The 17,406-nt window shown below is 63.5% G+C and carries 21 protein-coding genes; 17 read left to right on the forward strand and 4 right to left on the reverse strand.

Annotation, left to right across the window (positions count from 1 at the left end; all coding sequences use genetic code 11):
* Window positions 1–4: 4 nt before the first annotated feature.
* The 5 genes from lptC to ptsN all read left to right on the forward strand — a co-directional run bounded on the left by lptC (window position 5) and on the right by ptsN (window position 3,197).
* A complete protein-coding gene (lptC, locus tag AC2FMD_RS09425) occupies window positions 5–604 on the forward strand; it encodes an LPS export ABC transporter periplasmic protein LptC (protein ID WP_496794956.1) in 600 nt (199 codons plus the stop codon).
* A 3-nt stretch (window positions 605–607) separates the two neighbouring features.
* Complete coding sequence (locus AC2FMD_RS09430; protein ID WP_496712754.1) at window positions 608–1,099, forward strand: LptA/OstA family protein; 492 nt, start codon at window positions 608–610, stop codon at window positions 1,097–1,099.
* Window positions 1,099–1,857: an LPS export ABC transporter ATP-binding protein gene (lptB, locus tag AC2FMD_RS09435; protein WP_496680478.1), complete on the forward strand. Its 759-nt coding sequence runs from the start codon at window positions 1,099–1,101 to the stop codon at window positions 1,855–1,857. The genes AC2FMD_RS09430 and lptB overlap by 1 nt, the downstream gene beginning before the upstream one ends.
* Window positions 1,858–2,109: 252 nt before the next feature.
* A complete protein-coding gene (gene hpf / locus AC2FMD_RS09440) occupies window positions 2,110–2,673 on the forward strand; it encodes a ribosome hibernation-promoting factor, HPF/YfiA family (RefSeq protein WP_496680477.1) in 564 nt (187 codons plus the stop codon).
* A gap of 59 nt (window positions 2,674–2,732) precedes the next feature.
* Window positions 2,733–3,197 (forward strand): PTS IIA-like nitrogen regulatory protein PtsN, encoded by a 465-nt coding sequence (gene ptsN / locus AC2FMD_RS09445; RefSeq protein ID WP_496680476.1) that lies wholly within the window; start codon window positions 2,733–2,735, stop codon window positions 3,195–3,197.
* A 51-nt stretch (window positions 3,198–3,248) separates the two neighbouring features.
* On the opposite strand, the gene dalA is transcribed toward ptsN, so the two are convergent.
* On the reverse strand, window positions 3,249–3,767 hold the full coding sequence (gene dalA, locus AC2FMD_RS09450) for a divisome-associated lipoprotein DalA (RefSeq protein ID WP_496741419.1): 519 nt from the start codon (window positions 3,765–3,767) through the stop codon (window positions 3,249–3,251).
* 167 nt (window positions 3,768–3,934) lie between these two features.
* Here dalA and AC2FMD_RS09455 point away from each other — a divergent pair, with 167 nt between their 5' ends.
* Together AC2FMD_RS09455 and AC2FMD_RS09460 are read left to right on the forward strand one after the other, a co-directional pair.
* Window positions 3,935–4,534: a L,D-transpeptidase gene (locus AC2FMD_RS09455; RefSeq protein ID WP_496741421.1), complete on the forward strand. Its 600-nt coding sequence runs from the start codon at window positions 3,935–3,937 to the stop codon at window positions 4,532–4,534.
* A 140-nt stretch (window positions 4,535–4,674) separates the two neighbouring features.
* Complete coding sequence (locus AC2FMD_RS09460; RefSeq protein ID WP_010442520.1) at window positions 4,675–4,857, forward strand: hypothetical protein; 183 nt, start codon at window positions 4,675–4,677, stop codon at window positions 4,855–4,857.
* 74 nt (window positions 4,858–4,931) lie between these two features.
* Here the strand turns inward: AC2FMD_RS09460 and hemH are convergent, their stop codons facing one another.
* Window positions 4,932–5,981: a ferrochelatase gene (gene hemH / locus AC2FMD_RS09465; RefSeq protein WP_496680472.1), complete on the reverse strand. Its 1,050-nt coding sequence runs from the start codon at window positions 5,979–5,981 to the stop codon at window positions 4,932–4,934.
* A 56-nt stretch (window positions 5,982–6,037) separates the two neighbouring features.
* Window positions 6,038–6,850, reverse strand: a complete 813-nt coding sequence (locus AC2FMD_RS09470; protein WP_496741423.1) for a methyltransferase domain-containing protein — start codon at window positions 6,848–6,850, stop codon at window positions 6,038–6,040.
* Between AC2FMD_RS09470 and AC2FMD_RS09475 the strand changes: the two genes are divergently transcribed.
* From AC2FMD_RS09475 to AC2FMD_RS09490, 4 genes are read left to right on the forward strand one after another with little or no spacing between them, the layout of a single operon-like run.
* Window positions 6,849–7,613 carry a double zinc ribbon domain-containing protein gene (locus tag AC2FMD_RS09475; RefSeq protein WP_496741425.1) on the forward strand — a complete coding sequence of 255 codons (765 nt, stop codon included), beginning with the start codon at window positions 6,849–6,851 and terminating at the stop codon, window positions 7,611–7,613. The two genes, AC2FMD_RS09470 and AC2FMD_RS09475, sit on opposite strands and share 2 nt — an antisense overlap.
* Before the next feature lie 37 nt (window positions 7,614–7,650).
* A complete protein-coding gene (grxC, locus tag AC2FMD_RS09480) occupies window positions 7,651–7,908 on the forward strand; it encodes a glutaredoxin 3 (RefSeq protein ID WP_496741427.1) in 258 nt (85 codons plus the stop codon).
* The gene (locus AC2FMD_RS09485; RefSeq protein ID WP_496712762.1) at window positions 7,908–8,738 is read left to right on the forward strand and encodes a carbon-nitrogen hydrolase family protein; all 831 of its coding nucleotides are present in this window, start codon (window positions 7,908–7,910) and stop codon (window positions 8,736–8,738) included. The genes grxC and AC2FMD_RS09485 overlap by 1 nt, the downstream gene beginning before the upstream one ends.
* Window positions 8,739–8,752: 14 nt before the next feature.
* Window positions 8,753–9,193, forward strand: coding sequence for a MarR family winged helix-turn-helix transcriptional regulator (locus tag AC2FMD_RS09490; RefSeq protein WP_496741429.1), 441 nt, complete (start codon window positions 8,753–8,755; stop codon window positions 9,191–9,193).
* A 3-nt stretch (window positions 9,194–9,196) separates the two neighbouring features.
* Here AC2FMD_RS09490 and ubiG read toward each other — a convergent pair whose 3' ends face one another.
* Window positions 9,197–9,943: a bifunctional 2-polyprenyl-6-hydroxyphenol methylase/3-demethylubiquinol 3-O-methyltransferase UbiG gene (ubiG, locus tag AC2FMD_RS09495; protein WP_093963628.1), complete on the reverse strand. Its 747-nt coding sequence runs from the start codon at window positions 9,941–9,943 to the stop codon at window positions 9,197–9,199.
* Between the two features lie 48 nt (window positions 9,944–9,991).
* On the opposite strand from ubiG, the gene pip reads away from it, so the two are divergent.
* The 6 genes from pip (at window position 9,992) to infB (ending at window position 17,380) form a co-directional block, all read left to right on the forward strand.
* A complete protein-coding gene (gene pip / locus AC2FMD_RS09500; RefSeq protein ID WP_496680466.1) occupies window positions 9,992–10,969 on the forward strand; it encodes a prolyl aminopeptidase in 978 nt (325 codons plus the stop codon).
* A complete protein-coding gene (locus tag AC2FMD_RS09505) occupies window positions 10,966–11,787 on the forward strand; it encodes an ABC transporter substrate-binding protein (protein WP_496794957.1) in 822 nt (273 codons plus the stop codon). The genes pip and AC2FMD_RS09505 overlap by 4 nt, the downstream gene beginning before the upstream one ends.
* Window positions 11,788–11,969: 182 nt before the next feature.
* The gene (rimP, locus tag AC2FMD_RS09510; RefSeq protein WP_149775996.1) at window positions 11,970–12,560 is read left to right on the forward strand and encodes a ribosome maturation factor RimP; all 591 of its coding nucleotides are present in this window, start codon (window positions 11,970–11,972) and stop codon (window positions 12,558–12,560) included.
* Window positions 12,560–14,242, forward strand: a complete 1,683-nt coding sequence (nusA, locus tag AC2FMD_RS09515; RefSeq protein ID WP_496680464.1) for a transcription termination factor NusA — start codon at window positions 12,560–12,562, stop codon at window positions 14,240–14,242. The genes rimP and nusA overlap by 1 nt, the downstream gene beginning before the upstream one ends.
* Window positions 14,243–14,264: 22 nt before the next feature.
* A complete protein-coding gene (locus AC2FMD_RS09520) occupies window positions 14,265–14,888 on the forward strand; it encodes an RNA-binding protein (RefSeq protein WP_496687538.1) in 624 nt (207 codons plus the stop codon).
* 8 nt (window positions 14,889–14,896) lie between these two features.
* Complete coding sequence (gene infB, locus AC2FMD_RS09525) at window positions 14,897–17,380, forward strand: translation initiation factor IF-2 (protein WP_496794958.1); 2,484 nt, start codon at window positions 14,897–14,899, stop codon at window positions 17,378–17,380.
* Window positions 17,381–17,406: the final 26 nt, after the last annotated feature.

Consider the following 17,406-nt stretch of genomic DNA (forward strand, 5'->3'; position numbering starts at 1 on the left):
CGGGATGGATCGCTATTCGCGCATGGTGCAGTTCCTCAAGGTTCTGCTGCCGCTGGCGGCCATCCTGCTGCTGTCGATGGTGTTTCTGCTGTCGCGCAGCATCGAGACAAAGGTGGCGGTTCCGTTTTCGCAGCAGGATATCGACGAACGCCTGAACAATCAGCTTGTGACGCAGCCAATTTATCGCGGCGTCACCCGCAAGGGCGAGGATATTCAGGTGGAAGCCGTCCGCGCCAGCCGCGGGACCGCGGACGAGGCGCCCACGGCGGCCGAGTTAAAGGGGCAGCTTGGCCTGAACGGCGGCCGCGTCATCACCCTTGATTCCAACACCGGCCTGATCCGCCCCGACAAGGGCACGGCGACCTTCTCCGACGATGTGGTCATCACCACGACCGATGGTATCCGGGTCACGACCGATCTTCTGAACACCTCGCTAGACGAGATTCGAGGCGACACCCCAGGGCAGGTTGCAGGGACCGGGCCGATCGGCAACTTCACGGCCGGGCGGATGACCTTCGGTGCCGAAAATTCCGACGGCCCCGTCCATATTGTTTTTACAGACGGCGTGAAGCTGATATACGAGCCGAAAAAGACCGAAAGATAACCCGTGTTTGATTTTCGAATAGTTCCTTTGTGTGCCGCATTGGCCTTTGTGGCGGCCCCGGCGGGCGCCCAGGAAGCCCAAGTGGCGTTCGGGGCAGCCGCAGCAGACCCCAGCCTGCCGGTCGAGGTCACGTCGGAGACGCTCAAGGTCAACCAGGAGGACGGGTCGGCCGAGTTTCTGGGCAATGTCGTCGTCGTGCAGGGCCAGATGCGCCTGTCGGCCGATCGGGTTCTGGTGATCTACAACGAGGACCGCTCGGGGATCGAGCGCCTCGAGGCGTCCGACAACGTTCTGCTGGTCAGCCCACCGGATGCGGCCGAGGGGGATTGGGCGGAATACACGATCGACAGCGGGGTTGTCGTCATGACAGGCAACGTTCTGCTCAGCCAGGGGCCCAGCACGATCAGCGGCGATCGGATGGTCGCGAATCTGGCGGACGGAACCGCGACCATGACCGGCCGGGTCAAGACAATCCTCAAGTCGGGCGGTGATTGATGGCGGGGCCGAAACTGTCCGTTGCTGAAGGGGCGTCCGGGCTGAAGATCGACAAGCTGCGGAAATCCTATCGCAAGAAGACGGTGATCCGGGATGTCTCGATGACGCTGGACCGGTCCGAAGTCGTGGCGCTGCTGGGGCCGAATGGCTCGGGCAAGACCACGACCTTCTATTCCGTGGCCGGGCTGGTCTTCCCCGAGGCTGGCTCGGTGACGCTGGACGGTCAGAACGTCACAACGTTGCCGATGTATCGGCGGGCGCGGATGGGAATCGGCTATCTGCCGCAGGAGATGTCGATCTTCCGCGGTCTCAGCGTCGAGGACAACATCGCCGCGGTTCTGGATATCTCGGTCAAACATGCGCATCGGCGTAAGGAGCGGCTGGAGGAACTGCTGTCGGATTTTTCGATCGAGCACCTTCGGCGGGCGCCGGCGCTGGCCTTGTCGGGCGGCGAGCGGCGGCGGGTCGAAATCGCCCGCTGCCTGGCGGCCGATCCGAAATATCTGCTGCTGGATGAACCGTTTGCGGGGGTGGACCCGATCAGCGTAGGGGACATCCGCCATCTTGTGGCCGATTTGAAAAAGCGGGGAATCGGCGTGCTGATCACCGACCACAACGTACGCGAAACCCTGGAAATCGTGGATCGCGCCTATATCCTGCATGACGGGCAGGTTCTGATGTCGGGCACCCCGGACGAGGTCGTCGAGAACGAGAACGTGCGCCGCGTCTATTTGGGCGAAAACTTCAGAATTTCATAAACTTGTCGGATGACGGAGGGATTCCGCGACAGTTTTCTCGAATCTGTGCTCGTGTTTTGATTGACTCTGCTGCCGCCTGTTGGCTGAATTGGGGTATGGCGCTTGCGTGGATTCAGTCTGGATCTCGATCCCCCTTCGTTGAAGGGCGCGATGATCGGCAACCCCGTACAGCGTCTCGACCCCCCACCCCATAACAACAAGCCTGCCGCATGATGCGGCGCAAACAGGGGTGTGAATTGTGAAGGAGATCACATGCGTTACCAAATCAGCGGCAAACAGATCGACATCGGTGCGGCCCTGCAGACCCACGTGCAGACCGAACTGGGCGAGGTTGTGGGCAAATATGCCCAGCGCGCAACGGACGCCAACGTCGTCTTTTCCCGTTCAGCGCATGAATATGTGTGTGAAACCACCGTGCATCTGTCCACCGGCCTGACGGCTCAGGCCAAGGCCCATGCCACCGAGATCTACGCGGCATTCGAGGCGTGCTGTGACAAGATGGAGAAGCAGTTGCGCCGCTACAAGCGCCGCCTGAAGGACCACCACCGCGAGCGGTCCGAGCCGGTTGAACTCTTCGGGGCGTCGTCCTATATCCTCGCCTCGAACGATTCGGAGCCGGAGCAGGAACCCGACTCCTTGCAGCCAATCATCGTTGCCGAGATGGAAACCAAGATCCCATCGCTCAGCGTTGGTGAGGCTGTCATGCAGATGGAACTCGCGGGCGCGCCGGTGCTGGTGTTCCGGAACGAAAACAAGGACGGATTGAATGTCGTATATCGTCGCGACGATGGAAACATCGGCTGGATCGATCCGTAACAGGCAAGGATGAAGGCACTGCCTCCGCACCGGCGGGGGCATTGCCGTGGAGCAAGATAATGGAGCTTTCGAGCATATTGAAGCCCGAAGCGGTGCGCGTGTTGTCCGCCGCATCCAGCAAGAAGCGCCTGTTTCAGGAAATCGGGGAAGTCGCCGCCAGCGCCTTGGGGCTGGATGCTCAGACCGTGGTCGATAATCTGCTCGAGCGTGAGAGCCTCGGCCCGACCGGTGTCGGACACGGAGTGGCGCTGCCGCATGCACGTCTGTCGGGTCTGGACGCCGTGGCGGGCGTGTTCGTGATGCTGGAAAAGCCGATCGACTTCGGTTCAGTCGACCGACAGCCTGTGGATCTGGCCTTTGCCCTGTTTGCCCCCGAGGATGCCGGTGTCGAGCACCTCAAGGCGCTGGCCTTGGTTTCGCGGACGCTGCGTGACACATCTGTCTGCAGCAAGCTGCGGGCCAATCCTGATCCGGTCAAGCTGTATGCGATTTTGACCACTGCGCAATCGGTGCAGGCGGCCTGATCCCGCTGACGTGGCGGTGTGGCCCTCGTGGGCTGGCCGCGCGCGGCAAGGTCAGCCGCCGGTGCCCATTTCCAGAACCCACCAGAGCTTTCCGCCCTTTTCCTGGTGCCAGGCAAAGCCCATCTGCGTTGCCTTCGGATCCATTATGACCGACCGCGGGCCGGGCTCCTGCATCCAGGCGGCCAGGGTCTCGGTTTCGGTCTCGTAGGTCTCCGAGATGGCCTCGCCGCGAAACGTCCCAAGATAGCCGACGCGCACCGCGCGGTCCAGCGGCGAGGACCCGTCGGACCCAAAGTGCCAAGGGCGATTCTGGCGCGCCATGTCCTTGGCGTGGGTTGCGGCGGCCGCGTTCAGCTGAGCATTCAGTTGAACGGGCTGCAGGCCAGAGGCCTGGCGCAGCGCGTTGACGGAATCAAGCATGCGGAACTGCAGCTTCTCGGGGTTGCCGCGGATCTTGTAGGCCTTGGGCAGCGGTCGTCCGTCCGCCCCTAGCGTCGAAGTGCCCGAAGTTTCAGTACATGCCGCAAGCGCGACAAGGCAGATCAGCAGCAAGGAAAAGATACGCGTCATCATAGGCCCAGTTCGTTGTTCCGAAAAGGGATAGCCTGCGTGCGCGCATTGCGCAAAGGCCCAATTGCCGATGTTCGCGTATTTCTGCCGGTTTGATTTGCGACTGAAGCATTCTGGCAATAAACTGCCTGCGAATTTCAATACTGATTATCAAAGGACCTTTTGGCATGGCCAAGAAAAACGTTCACCTGACTTCGCGCCGCGGGTTCCTGGCCGGGGGCACGTCCCTGTTGGCCAGCCCGGCGATCGCGCAGTTCATCCCCGGCGATCCACTGCGCCCCGCGCCCGAACCCGAACCGCCGGTCCGGCGCAATGTTTCCGGGTTTCGCGCCATGGAGTGGCAGCCCTATTTCTCGAACATCCGAAACGGGGCGATTCTGGTCGATACGGTTTCGCGCGCGTTGCACTACTGGTCCGAGGATCAGACGGTGTACAAGCTGTACCCGTCCTCCGTTCCGCTGACCGAGGAACTGACCCGCCGTGGCCGTACCAGCGTCATCCGCAAGGTTGTGGGGCCCAGTTGGTCGCCGACGCCTTCGATGAAGAAGAGAAACCCGGAATGGCCCGACTATATCCCGCCGGGACCTGACAACCCGCTGGGAACGCATGCTTTGTATCTGAGCTGGAAATATTACCGCATCCACGGCACCCACGACACGCGCAAGATCGGGCGGCGGTCGTCGAACGGGTGCATCGGCCTGTTCAACGAACATATCGCCGAATTGTACGCTTTGACCAAGGTCGGCACGCAAGTGTTGCTAATTTGACGACATTTTCGCGCGCCAAGCCGCCGGTGGCACAAGTTGCAATTGCATTCTCGACGCTTTGCTGCTTAGAAAAAACCACGAGGTAAGTCATAGGTGCGGGGCTCCAGTATCCCGGGGCCACGCAAACTTTGGAGGTTAACATGAAGAAACTCGTTCTCGCTGCTGCTCTGACCGCTGCCGCTTCGACCGCATATGCCGGCAACCTGGAAGAGCCGGTTGTGGAAGCACCGGTTGTTGTCGAAGAAACCCAGGGCTCGTCGCAGGGCATCATCCTGCCGCTGATCCTGCTGGTCGTCGTCGCAGCAGCTGTTGCCGCAAGCTAAGTCCAGCGGACAACGACAAAAAAGAAAGGCGGTGGATTTCCACCGCCTTTTTTCATGCGTTTTCCGAGGCCGGTTCAGTCCAGCCAGCCTTTCAGGTTGTCCGCGATCACTTTTCCCAAGGCCGCGATATGCGCGTCCTCGTCGTTCAGGCAGGGGATATAGGTGAAGGTCTCGCCGCCTGCCTCTTCAAAGCTCTCGCGGATCTCCTCGTTGATTTCTTCCAGCGTTTCGATGCAGTCCGACGAAAACGCCGGGGCAATGACGGCGATGTTCTTTTTGCCCTGCCGGGCCAGTTCCGCGACGTGGTCGACGGTGTAGGGCTTCAGCCATTCCTCGGGTCCGAATCGTGACTGGAAGGTGGTCACCAGTTGATCATCCGCCCAGCCTAGCCGCTCTTTCAGCAGTCGTGATGTCTTGGCACACTGGCAGTGGTACGGATCACCCTGCATCAGATAGCGTTCCGGCATGCCGTGATAGGAACACACCAGAACGTCCGGCTTGGTCTCCATGGCCGCATAGGCGCGCTCGACCGACTGCGCCAGGGCGTCGATATAGGCCGGCTCGTCGAAATAGGCCGGCACCGTGCGGCTGGCGGGCTGCCAGGCCTCCTCCATCAGCGCGCGAAAGAACTGGTCGTTCGCGGTGGCGGTCGTGGCGCCCGCATATTGCGGATAGAGCGGGAAGAACAGGATGCGGTCGCAGCCCTCGGCCACCATTTGGCGGACCTTAGACTTGGTCGAGGGGTTTCCGTAGCGCATGCAGAAATCCACCATGACCTTGTCACCATAGCGGTCCTGCATCGCCGCGCGCAGCTTGGCGGTCTGGTCCTTGGTGATGGTCATCAGCGGGCTTTCGCCCTTGTCGTGGTTCCAGATCGATTTGTACGCCGCGCCCGAGCTGAAAGGACGTTTGGTCAGGATGATCGCCTGCAGAATCGGCTGCCATTTCCAGGCCGGATAGTCGATCACCCGACGGTCGGACAGGAACTCGTTCAGATAGCGGCGCATCGGCCAATAGCTGTAATCGTCCGGCGTGCCGAGATTGGCCAGCAGGATGCCGACACGGCCCATCTTGATCTTGGGGTGATCTGCGGGCGCGTGCGCGGGGCGGATGGCATCGAACATGGTGGCTTTCCTGAGTTTTTCCGTAAGTGCCTGAATTAATCGGATCGACCGCGGGGTCAATCGGACAGTTTGCCTTCTTTCGTGCCTAAGGCTTGGGCGAGGCTGACCTGGGCCGAACCGGGCCGCAGCGGCTTGGGCTGGCTGGCATCCGGTGCCCAGCCGGTTAGGCAGACCAGCTCGAAAGTTGCCGTCAGGCGCCCGTCGGGGGCGGTGAAGCTTTCGGCATAGATCTGCTGTGCGCGTTGAAACACGGTCCGGCGCGTGGGGTATTTCAACCGTTCGGTCATCGCGTTGGCCTCACCCATGGCGCGCAGGTCGGCCATCAAGTGCCACAGGTCGCGGTAGGTCGCCGTCAGCGGCACCCGGTCGGCCACGGGCAGGGCCAGCCCGGCGCGTTGCAGCAGGGCACCAAGGTCGCGCAGTTCTGCCATCGGCGCGACACGGGGGCTGAGCCCGCCGGTCACCTCAATCTCGGCCTGACCCAGCGCTGCCCGCAATTCGTGCAGCGTCTCGCCGCCCAGACAGACCACCAGCAACAGCCCGTCCGGTTTCAGGGCGCGGGCGCATTGGATCAGCTGTCCAACCGGGTCATTGGCCCAATGCAAAGCCATGGCGTGGATCACCAGATCATGCGCGCCCGAGGACAGGTCCAGCACCTCGTCATCAGGCACGATTCGCGTGCCGTTCAGAACGCCTGCCCATGCCTGGGCAAAAGGGGTTACGATCGCGGGCGCCGTAAAGGTTTTATTAACCACGGCAAGGCGATCCTGCACCTCGTCGACGGCGGCGCGGTGCAGGAACAGGGCGTCGTCCCGGGCTCTGGCGCGATGCGCGGCCAGGGCGGATCGGTCAAACAATGAGGGTGTCATGGCTGCGGATGGGTCCATAGGGCGCAATTATCGCATATGGCAGCGGATTCAAACCGCGATCGAGGTCGTGTACCCACCGCGCTGCATCGGTTGCGGCGAGATGACCGGGTCGGATTTCGGGCTGTGTGGGCCATGCTGGCGCGAGACGCCGTTCATCGGGGGGATGGTCTGTGCCAGCTGCGGCGTCCCGTTGCCGGGCGAGGACGACGGCCTCCGGGTCGAGTGTGATGACTGCATGCGCCAGCCGCCGCCCTGGTCCGAGGGGCGCGCCGCGCTGCTTTACGCTAGCAAGGCGCGGGCGCTGGTTTTGGCACTGAAACATGGCGACCGAACGGAACTCGCCAGACCCGCGGCGCAATGGATGGCCGGGGCCGGGCGGGCCTTGGTCCGGCCGGGCATGCTGATTGCGCCGGTGCCGCTGCACTGGTCGCGCCTGTTGAAGCGTCGGTACAATCAGTCCGCGCTGCTGGCGCAGCATCTGGGCAAGGTGGTCGGGCTGCCGGTTTGCCCCGACCTGCTGCTGCGCAGCCGGCGCACCCTGGCGCTGGAGGGGAAAACGGCCGCCGAGCGGGCCGAAACGCTGCGCGATGCGATCACCGTGCATCCGAGGCGGGCGGACCGCCTGAAGGGGCGCCACGTGCTGCTGGTCGATGACGTGATGACATCGGGCGCGACCCTGGCGGCCTGCGCCCGCGCCTGCCGGGTGGCCGGGGCGGATGATATTTCCGTGTTGGTACTGGCGCGCGTTGCCAAGGATGCCTAATTCCCCCTAGATTGCGCGAAATCCAAGGGAACGGACCATGAAACCGGTTGTCATCTATACATCGCCGCTGTGCGGCTTTTGCCACGCGGCCAAACGGCTGTTGATTCAGAAAGGCGTCGCCTATGAGGAGATCGACGTTCTGATGAACCCCAAACGCAAGCCCGAGATGATCCAGCGGGCGGGCGGACGGCGCACGGTGCCGCAGATCTTCATTGGTGACACCCATGTCGGTGGCTGCGACGACCTGTACGAACTCGAACAGGCCGGCAAGCTGGACCCGCTGTTGGCCGCCTGATGAAAACCGCCCTGCTGCAGATCACCTCGTCGGACGACCCGGCCGCGAACCTGGACATGGTGCGTGCCATGATGGCCGAGGCCGCGGACCGGGGCGCGCGGTTCATCCTGACGCCCGAGGTCACCAACTGCGTCTCGACCAGCGCAACGCGCCAGCGCGAGGTGCTGCAGCACGAAGAAGACGACATCACCCTGGCGGGCCTGCGCGAACAGGCGGCGGAATTGGGCGTATGGCTGCTGATCGGATCGCTGGGGCTGAAGACACATGACGCCGACGGGCGGTTCGCCAACCGGTCCTTCATGATCGACCCGCAGGGCGGGATCGTGGCGCGCTATGACAAGATCCACATGTTCGACGTGCAGGTCACCGAGACTGAGACCTTTCGCGAATCGGCCAGCTATCGCCCCGGGTCGCGGGCGGTGATCGCCGAGACCGCCTTCGGCAAGGTCGGCATGACCATCTGCTATGACATCCGGTTCCCGCATCTGCACGCCGCGCTGGCACAGGGCGGGGCCACGATCCTGACGGTTCCGGCGGCGTTCTCTCCGGTGACCGGCGCGGCCCATTGGGAACCGCTGCTGCGCGCCCGCGCTATCGAGACCGGCTGTTGGGTCATTGCCCCCGCGCAGACCGGGGAGCACCCCAAAACCCGGGGCAAAACGCGCCATACCCACGGGCACAGCATGGTCGTATCGCCCTGGGGCGAGGTGCTGATCGACGCAGGCACTCAGACCGGCATTCACTTTTTTGATCTGGATGATAGGTCTGTTACAGAGGCACGGCGGCGCGTGCCGTCCCTGACACATGTTCGCCCGTTCGACGGGCCCTGATCCAGAGCCGGGTAATGACTGACGAAACCAACGCCCTGGCGGTCGCGCTGTTCAGCGAGATCCTGACTGCGGACCAATTGCTGCGGAACCGGCTGAGCCGGGTTCTGCCCAAGGGAATGGAAATCTCGCATTTCTCGGTGCTGAACCACCTGGTGTTCGTGGGGGGCGAGCGGACGCCTGCCCAACTGGCCCGCACATTCCATGTGACCCGTGGGGCGATGACCAACACCTTGGCCAAACTGGAATGGGCCGGATACATCCACATCCGCCCCGATTGGGACGATGCCCGCCGCAAGATGGTGGCGATCAGCCCCGCAGGCCGACGGGCGCGCGATCAGGCGATCTCGGCTATCGCACCTCTGATCAACCGGGTCGTGGGCGAACTGGGCCATGAGCGTGTGCGCGCGACCCTGCCGGTTCTGCGCGACCTGCGCATGAAACTGGAAGAGGAATAGGCCTCAGCCCGGCTTCACGCTGGCGGTGACGTAGTTCACGCTCAGATCCCGGTCCGAGATCGACCAGCTCCAGGTGATCGGGTTGAACACGAACCCCTTGCGGTCCACCGGGTCCAGACCAGCCTGGCGCAGCAGATCGAACAGCTCGTCCGGGGTGATGAACTTGGACCATTCATGCGTGCCGCGCGGCAGCCAGCGCATGACGACCTCGGCCCCGAAAATCGCCATCGCATAGGATTTCGGGTTGCGGTTGATGGTGGAACAGATTTCCAGCCCGCCGGGTTTCAGCAGCTGTTGAGTGGCGGTCAGATAGGCCAGCGGATCGGCCACATGCTCGACCACCTCCATGTTCAGGACCACGTCGAACTGTTCGCCCGCGTCGGCCAATGCCTCGGCGGTGGTGTGGCGATAGTCGATCTGCAGGCCGGATTGTTCGGCATGGATTCGGGCCACGGGCAGGTTGCGCTCGGCCGCGTCGGCGCCTACGACATCGGCGCCCAGCCGCGCCATCGGCTCGCTCAGCAGCCCGCCGCCGCAGCCGATATCCAGCAAGCGCAGGCCCTCGAACGGTTTCGCTGCCGTCAGGTCCCGGTCGAATTCGCCCGCGATCTGCTGTGTGATATAGTCCAGGCGGCACGGATTCAGCATGTGCAGAGGTTTGAATTTCCCGTGCGGGTCCCACCATTCGGCGGCCATGGCCTCGAATTTTGCGATCTCGGACGGGTCAACCGTGTTCGGATGCGCTTGCATTCCTGTCTCCGTGTGCTCTTTTACGCTGAAGGACTATATAGGGCCATAATGGACAAATACCCGGACCAAAAGCGCGCAGTGCAATATCTTTACCCGCCGGTCGATCCGTTCGACCAGCGCGTCGTGGATATGGGCGACGGGCACCGCATCTATGTGGAACAATGCGGAAATCCCGACGGGATTCCCGTGGTGGTTCTGCATGGGGGCCCCGGCGGCGGCTGCAGCCCGGCCATGCGGCGCTATTTCGACCCCGAGGTCTACCGGGTGATTCTGTTCGACCAGCGCGGCTGCGGCCGGTCGCGGCCCACGGCCTCGGTCGATAACAACACAACCTGGCACCTGGTGGCCGATATCGAGCGTCTGCGGAAACTGTTCGAGATCGACGACTGGATCGTATTCGGTGGCAGCTGGGGCGCCACGCTGGCGCTGGTCTATGCCCAGACCCATCCCGACCGGGTGACCCGCCTGGTTCTGCGCGGCGTGTTTCTAGCCACACAGGCGGAACTCGACTGGTTCTATGGCGGCGGAGCCGGCAAGTTCTGGCCCGAGCAATGGGCGCGCTTCACCTCGTTGCTGCGCGACTCGGAACTGTCCGACACCATCGGCGCCTACAACAAGCGGTTGTTTTCGGGCGATCGCGCGACCGAGATCCTGTACGCCCGCGCCTGGTCGCATTGGGAAAACGCGCTGGCCTCGATCCACACGAACGGGGCCGTCGGTGAAAGCCCCGGCGAATATGCCCGCACCTTCGCGCGGCTCGAGAATCACTATTTCATCAACAAGGCGTTTCTGGAACATGACGGTCAGATTTTGGATCAGATGGACCGGATCGCGCATATTCCCGGCCATATCGTGCAGGGCCGTTACGATATGATCTGCCCCCCGCAGGCGGCCTGGAGCCTGGCCGAGAAATGGCCCGAGGCAGAGCTGAAGATGGTGCGGCAGGCTGGTCACGCCCTGTCGGAACCCGGGATCAGCGCCGAACTGGTGCGCATCATGGACCGAGCCGCGCAGGAGGTGGCATGACCCGCATCGACCGCCGTGCTCTGTTCACTTCGGGTGCCGCCGCAGCCCTGCTGGCCGCGACGGGGGCCTCGCTGGCGGATACGCCGAAATTGGGCGGCGTGCTGCGCATCGCCGTGCCGCGTGACGACAGCCTGGACCGGCTGGCCCGGGGTGCGGTGTTCGATACCCTGACCGAGATCGCGCCGGACGGCACTCTGCGCGGCGAGTTGGCAACCGCTTGGCAGACCGATTCCGAGGCCCGGGTCTGGACGTTCGACCTGCGTGCGGATGCGGTGTTTCACGACGGTGCGGCACTGACGGCCGAGGATGTTCTTGCGGTCCTGTCCGAGGTCGGGCGCACCGAAGCCCTGGCGCCGGACCGCATCCAGATCGAACTGGCCGAGGCCAACCCCGGCCTGCCCTTCCTGCTGGCCGATACCCGGTTTGTCATCACCCGCGATGGGCAGAGCGTTTCGCCGCTGCAGCAGGCGAACGGCACCGGGTGTTACCGGGTCGAACGCGCCGAAGACGGGCGCCATTTCCGCGGGCGCCGGGTAGATGGCCACTACAAGGATGGTCATGCCGGCTGGCTGGAGGCGGTCGACATCATCGTGATCCCCGACCCGGCCGTGCGCGCCGAGGCGCTGCGCGACCGTTATGTGGACGTGTCGGTGCTGCCGGCGGCGCAAGGGCTGCGTGGTTTGGGTGATGTGCGGTTCTTCCCCAGCGAATCGGAGATGTCGCTGGCGATCTCCGGCACCGTAGGCCTGCCGCGCCGGATCGGGCGGGGCGCGCCATTGGACGATGGGCGAATCGCGGAACGCTGGTGGATAGCCTGAACCCGGCCTGAAAACCGACGCCGATTGTCGGTTGGTTGACGGCAGGGGTTGCAGACTCGGGTCGTCCTGCGTATATGCAGTTGCAACAGCGGCGTGTCGGACTTCTGGTCCGAGGCTCCACCGGAAAATTCGACGGGCCGCGCGCCCGTTTTTTTGTGCCCGATCGAAGGGTAGAGCACCATATGACAAACGACCTGATAGCCAAGGCGGCGATCGACCGACGATTGGCCGAGATCATCACTCCGGTGATCGAGGATCTGGGGTATGAGTTGGTCCGCATCCGCCTGATGAGCGGCAAGCAGACCACGCTGCAGATCATGGCCGACAAGCCCGATGGTGGCATCGAGGTGGATGATTGCGCCGAGATCTCGAACGCGGTCAGCGCCACGCTGGATGTCGAGGACCCGATCCTTGACGCCTACACGCTCGAGGTGTCCAGCCCCGGCATCGACCGCCCGCTGACGCGGCTTAAGGATTTCGAGACGTTCGAGGGCTACGAGGCCAAGCTGGAAACCACCGAACTGATCGACGGTCGCCGCCGCTTCAAGGGGGAACTGGCCGGCGTCGAGGGGGACGAGGTTCTGATCAACATCCCCAACGGCGAAGAGACCGTCACCATCGGTCTTCAATTCGACTGGCTGAGCGATGCCAAGCTGGTTCTGACCGATGACCTGATCAAGGAAATGCTGCGCCAGCGCAAGGATGCCGGCGCCCTGAACGAAAACGCTTTCGACGAGATTGAGACCGAAGGGTCCGAAGAGGAGACGAACTGATGGCAATCACCTCAGCAAACCAGCTTGAGCTGTTGCAGACCGCCGAGGCCGTGGCCCGCGAAAAGATGATCGACCCCGGTCTGGTCGTCGAAGCGATGGAGGAATCGCTCGCCCGCGCCGCCAAGAGCCGATACGGTGCCGAGATGGACATCCGCGTGTCGATCGACCGCAAGACCGGCAAGGCGACTTTTACCCGCGTCCGCACCGTGGTCGATGAGGAAGAGCTTGAGAATTATCAGGCCGAGATGACCGTCGATCAGGCGCGCGCCTATTTCGAGCCCAGCAAGGATGGCCGCGCGGTCTGGCTGCGCGACGGACAGCCGATCGAGGATTTCTCGACCGGTCCGCAGGTGGGCGACGTGTTCCAGGAAGAGGTTCCGCCCGTGGAAATGGGCCGGATCGCCGCGCAGTCGGCCAAACAGGTCATCCTGCAGAAGGTCCGTGAGGCCGAGCGCGACCGCCAGTACGAAGACTTCAAGGATCGTGTCGGCACCATCATCAACGGCGCCGTCAAGCGCGAGGAATTCGGCAACGTGATCGTCGATCTGGGCGGGGCCGAGGCGGTTCTGCGCCGCAACGACAAGATCGGTCGCGAAAGCTATCGCCCCAATGACCGGGTGCGCGCCTACATCAAGGAGGTCCGTCGCGAACCGCGCGGTCACCAGATCTTCCTGTCGCGCACCGCGCCCGAGTTCATGGCCGAGCTGTTCAAGATGGAAGTGCCGGAAATCTATGACGGCATCATCGAGATCAAGGCCGTGGCCCGCGACCCCGGATCGCGCGCCAAGATCGCCGTGATCTCGTATGACAATTCCATCGACCCTGTCGGTGCCTGCGTCGGTATGCGCGGCAGCCGCGTGCAGGCCGTCGTGAACGAGCTGCAGGGCGAAAAGATCGACATCATTCCGTGGAACGAGGATCAGCCGACCTTCCTGGTGAACGCGCTGCAGCCGGCCGAGGTTTCCAAGGTGGTTCTGGACGAGGAAGCCGGCAAGATCGAGGTCGTCGTACCTGAGGAACAGCTGTCTCTGGCGATCGGCCGGCGTGGTCAGAACGTGCGACTGGCCAGCCAGCTGACCGGCCTGGACATCGACATCATGACCGAGGCCGAGGAATCGGCCCGCCGCCAGAAGGAGTTCGAGACGCGGACCAAGCTGTTCATGGACAGCCTCGACCTGGACGAATTCTTTGCCCAACTTCTGGTTTCGGAAGGCTTCACCAACCTCGAAGAGGTCGCCTATGTCGAACTGGACGAGCTGTTGGTGATCGACGGCGTCGATGAAGGCACCGCGCATGAGCTGCAGGCACGCGCCCGCGACGTTATCGAGGCCCAGGCCAAGGCGGCGCTGGACAACGCCCGCGCGCTGGGCGCCGAGGACAGCCTCATTGAATTCGAAGGCCTGACACCCCAGATGGTTGAGGCACTGGCCAAGGACGGCGTGAAAACGCTCGAGGACTTCGCCACCTGCGCCGATTGGGAACTGGCCGGCGGCTGGACCACGGTTGATGGCCAGCGGGTCAAAGATGACGGTATCTTGGAACCCTTCGGCGTGTCGCTGGAAGAGGCGCAGGATCTGGTCATGACCGCGCGGGTCATGCTGGGCTGGGTCGATCCCGCCGAGCTGGAGCAGACCGAGGAAGACGCTGAGGGCGAAACGGTGGAAGAGGAGGCTGAGGCCTGATCTCGGGCCTCGGATGACGTGAATGAGTCGCGGTGGCGTCCATAAAGATCGGTCCGACGGGCCAGAGCGGAAATGCATCGCCACGGGCGAGGTGCAGCCGAAATTCGGCCTGATCCGCTTTGTAACCGGCCCGGACGGTCAGGTGTTTCCGGACGTCGCGGCGAAACTGCCGGGGCGTGGGGTCTATGTCTCGGCAGACCGCAAGGCGCTGGATACGGCTGTCGGCAAGAAGCTGTTTGCGCGCGGGTTCAAGGCGCAGGTCACCGTGCCGCAGAACCTGGTGGACGAGGTCGAACGACAATTGTCGCGCCGGGTGGTCGAGCTGATCAGTCTGGCGCGCAAGTCGGGTGACGCGGTCGCGGGCTATGAAAAGGTCAAGACCTGGCTGGACCGGGAACAGGCCTGGGTGCTGATCCAGGCGGTTGACGGGTCGGGACGCGGCAAGTCCAAGCTGAGCACGCCGCATTTCGGCAAATACATCGGCTGGCTGACCGCGGACGAGCTTGGACAGGCATTTGGGCGCCAAACGGTGATTCATGCGGCGCTCGCCTCTGGCGGACTCGCCAAACGTGTTGTAGAGGAAGCGCAGCGCCTGCGTGGCTTGCGCGAAACGGATGACGGCGGCAAGGGCCGCGCGGAAGGGTAAGAAGCTTTATGAGCGATAGTGACGGCAAAAAGACATTGGGTCTGCGTGGCGGGGCACGCCCCGGGAACGTGAAACAGAGTTTCAGCCACGGACGGACCAAGAATGTCGTGGTGGAAACCAAACGCAAACGCGTGGTGGTTCCCAAGCCGGGAGCGACCAAACCCAGCGGCGGCGCTGCGCCGGCGGGTGATCCTTCGCGTCGGCCGGCCGGGATTTCCGACGCCGAAATGGCGCGGCGCCTGAAGGCGTTGCAGGCCGCCAAGGCACGCGAGGCCGAAGAGGCCGCCAAGCGTGAGGCCGAAGAAAAGGCGCGCGCCGAAGAGCGCGAGCGCCGTCGCGCCGAACAGGAGGCCAAAGAGCGCGAACAGCGCGAGGCCGAAGAAAAGGCGCGCCAGAAGGCGGAAGAAGAAGAGCGCCAGCGCAAGGAGGCCGAGACGGCCGCTCAGCGTGCGGCCGCCGAGGCCGCCGCAGCGAAAGAGGCGCCCAAGGCCAAGGCCGCGCCGGCGGGCAAGGCGCCTGCCGAATCGCCGCGCAAGACCGACCGCGAGCGCGAACAGCGCCAGAGCCGTGGCAAAGGCCGTGACGATGGCCGCCGTTCAGGCAAGCTGACCCTGAACCAGGCGCTTTCGGGCGGCGAAGGTGGGCGTCAGCGGTCCATGGCCGCGATGAAGCGCAAGCAGGAGCGCGCGCGCCAGAAGGCCATGGGGGGATCGGTCGAGCGTGAAAAGGTGATCCGCGAGGTTCAGCTGCCCGAGACGATCGTGGTCTCGGAACTGGCCAACCGCATGGCGGAACGTGTGGCTGACGTCGTCAAGTCGCTGATGAACATGGGCATGATGGTCACGCAGAACCAGAGCATCGACGCCGACACCGCCGAACTGATCATCGAGGAATTCGGCCATAAGGTCGTGCGCGTGTCCGACGCCGATGTCGAAGACGTCATCGCCGATATCGAGGACAAGGAAGAAGACCTGCAGCCGCGTCCGCCGGTCATCACCATCATGGGTCACGTCGACCACGGCAAGACCTCGCTGCTGGATGCGATCCGCAACACCAAGGTCGTGTCGGGCGAGGCCGGTGGAATCACCCAGCATATCGGTGCCTATCAGGTGCAGACCAACGACGGCACCACGCTGACCTTCCTGGATACGCCGGGCCACGCGGCCTTTACCTCGATGCGCTCGCGCGGGGCACAGGTGACCGATATCGTGGTTCTGGTGGTTGCCGCCGATGACGCGGTGATGCCGCAGACCGTCGAGGCGATCAATCACGCCAAGGCTGCCGGTGTTCCGATGATCGTGGCGATCAACAAGATCGACAAGCCCGAAGCCAACCCGGACAAGGTGCGCACCGACCTGCTGCAGCACGAGGTGATCGTAGAGAAGATGTCCGGCGACGTTCAGGATGTCGAGGTTTCGGCCATCACGGGCCAGGGCCTGGACGATCTGTTGGAAGCCATCGCGCTGCAGGCCGAGATCCTCGAGCTGAAGGCCAACCCGAACCGCGCCGCACAAGGTGCCGTGATCGAGGCGCAGCTGGACGTGGGCCGTGGCCCGGTTGCGACTGTGCTGGTCCAGAAGGGCACGCTGCGCCAAGGCGACATCTTCGTCGTAGGCGAGCAGTACGGCAAGGTCCGCGCACTGATCAACGACAAAGGCGAGCGCGTTCAGGAAGCCGGGCCTTCGGTTCCGGTCGAGGTCCTGGGTCTCAACGGTACGCCCGAGGCCGGTGACGTTCTGAACGTGACCGAGACCGAGGCGCAGGCCCGCGAGATCGCCGAGTACCGTGCGCAGGTCGCCAAGGACAAGCGCGCCGCCGCCGGTGCCGCGACCACGCTGGAACAGCTGATGCAAAAGGCCAAGGAAGACGAGAACGTGGCCGAGCTGCCCATTCTGGTCAAGGCCGACGTGCAGGGCTCGGCCGAGGCGATCGTGCAGGCGATGGAGAAGATCGGCAACGACGAGGTGCGCGTGCGCGTGCTGCACTCGGGCGTCGGCGCCATCACCGAAACCGATATCGGCCTGGCCGAAGCGTCGGGGGCTCCGGTCTTTGGCTTCAACGTGCGGGCCAATGCCTCGGCGCGCAACACCGCCAACCAGAAGGGTGTGGAAATCCGCTACTACTCGGTGATCTACGACCTGGTGGATGACGTCAAAGCCGCCGCCTCGGGCCTGCTGAGCGCCGAGATCCGCGAGAAGTTCATCGGTTATGCCGAGATCAAGGAAGTGTTCAAGGTCACCGGCGTCGGCAAGGTTGCCGGCTGTCTGGTCACCGAGGGCGTTGCCCGCCGTTCGGCCGGCGTGCGCCTGCTGCGCGACAACGTGGTGATCCACGAAGGCACGCTGAAGACGCTGAAACGCTTCAAGGACGAAGTGGCCGAGGTTCAGTCGGGTCAGGAATGCGGTATGGCGTTCGAGAACTACGACGATATCCGCCCCGGCGACGTGATCGAGATCTTCGAGCGCGAGGAAGTGACCCGCACGCTGGATTGATCCGGCCGAAATTGAAAGAAACGGCG

This window comes from Ruegeria sp. BHSC276, assembly GCF_059612945.1.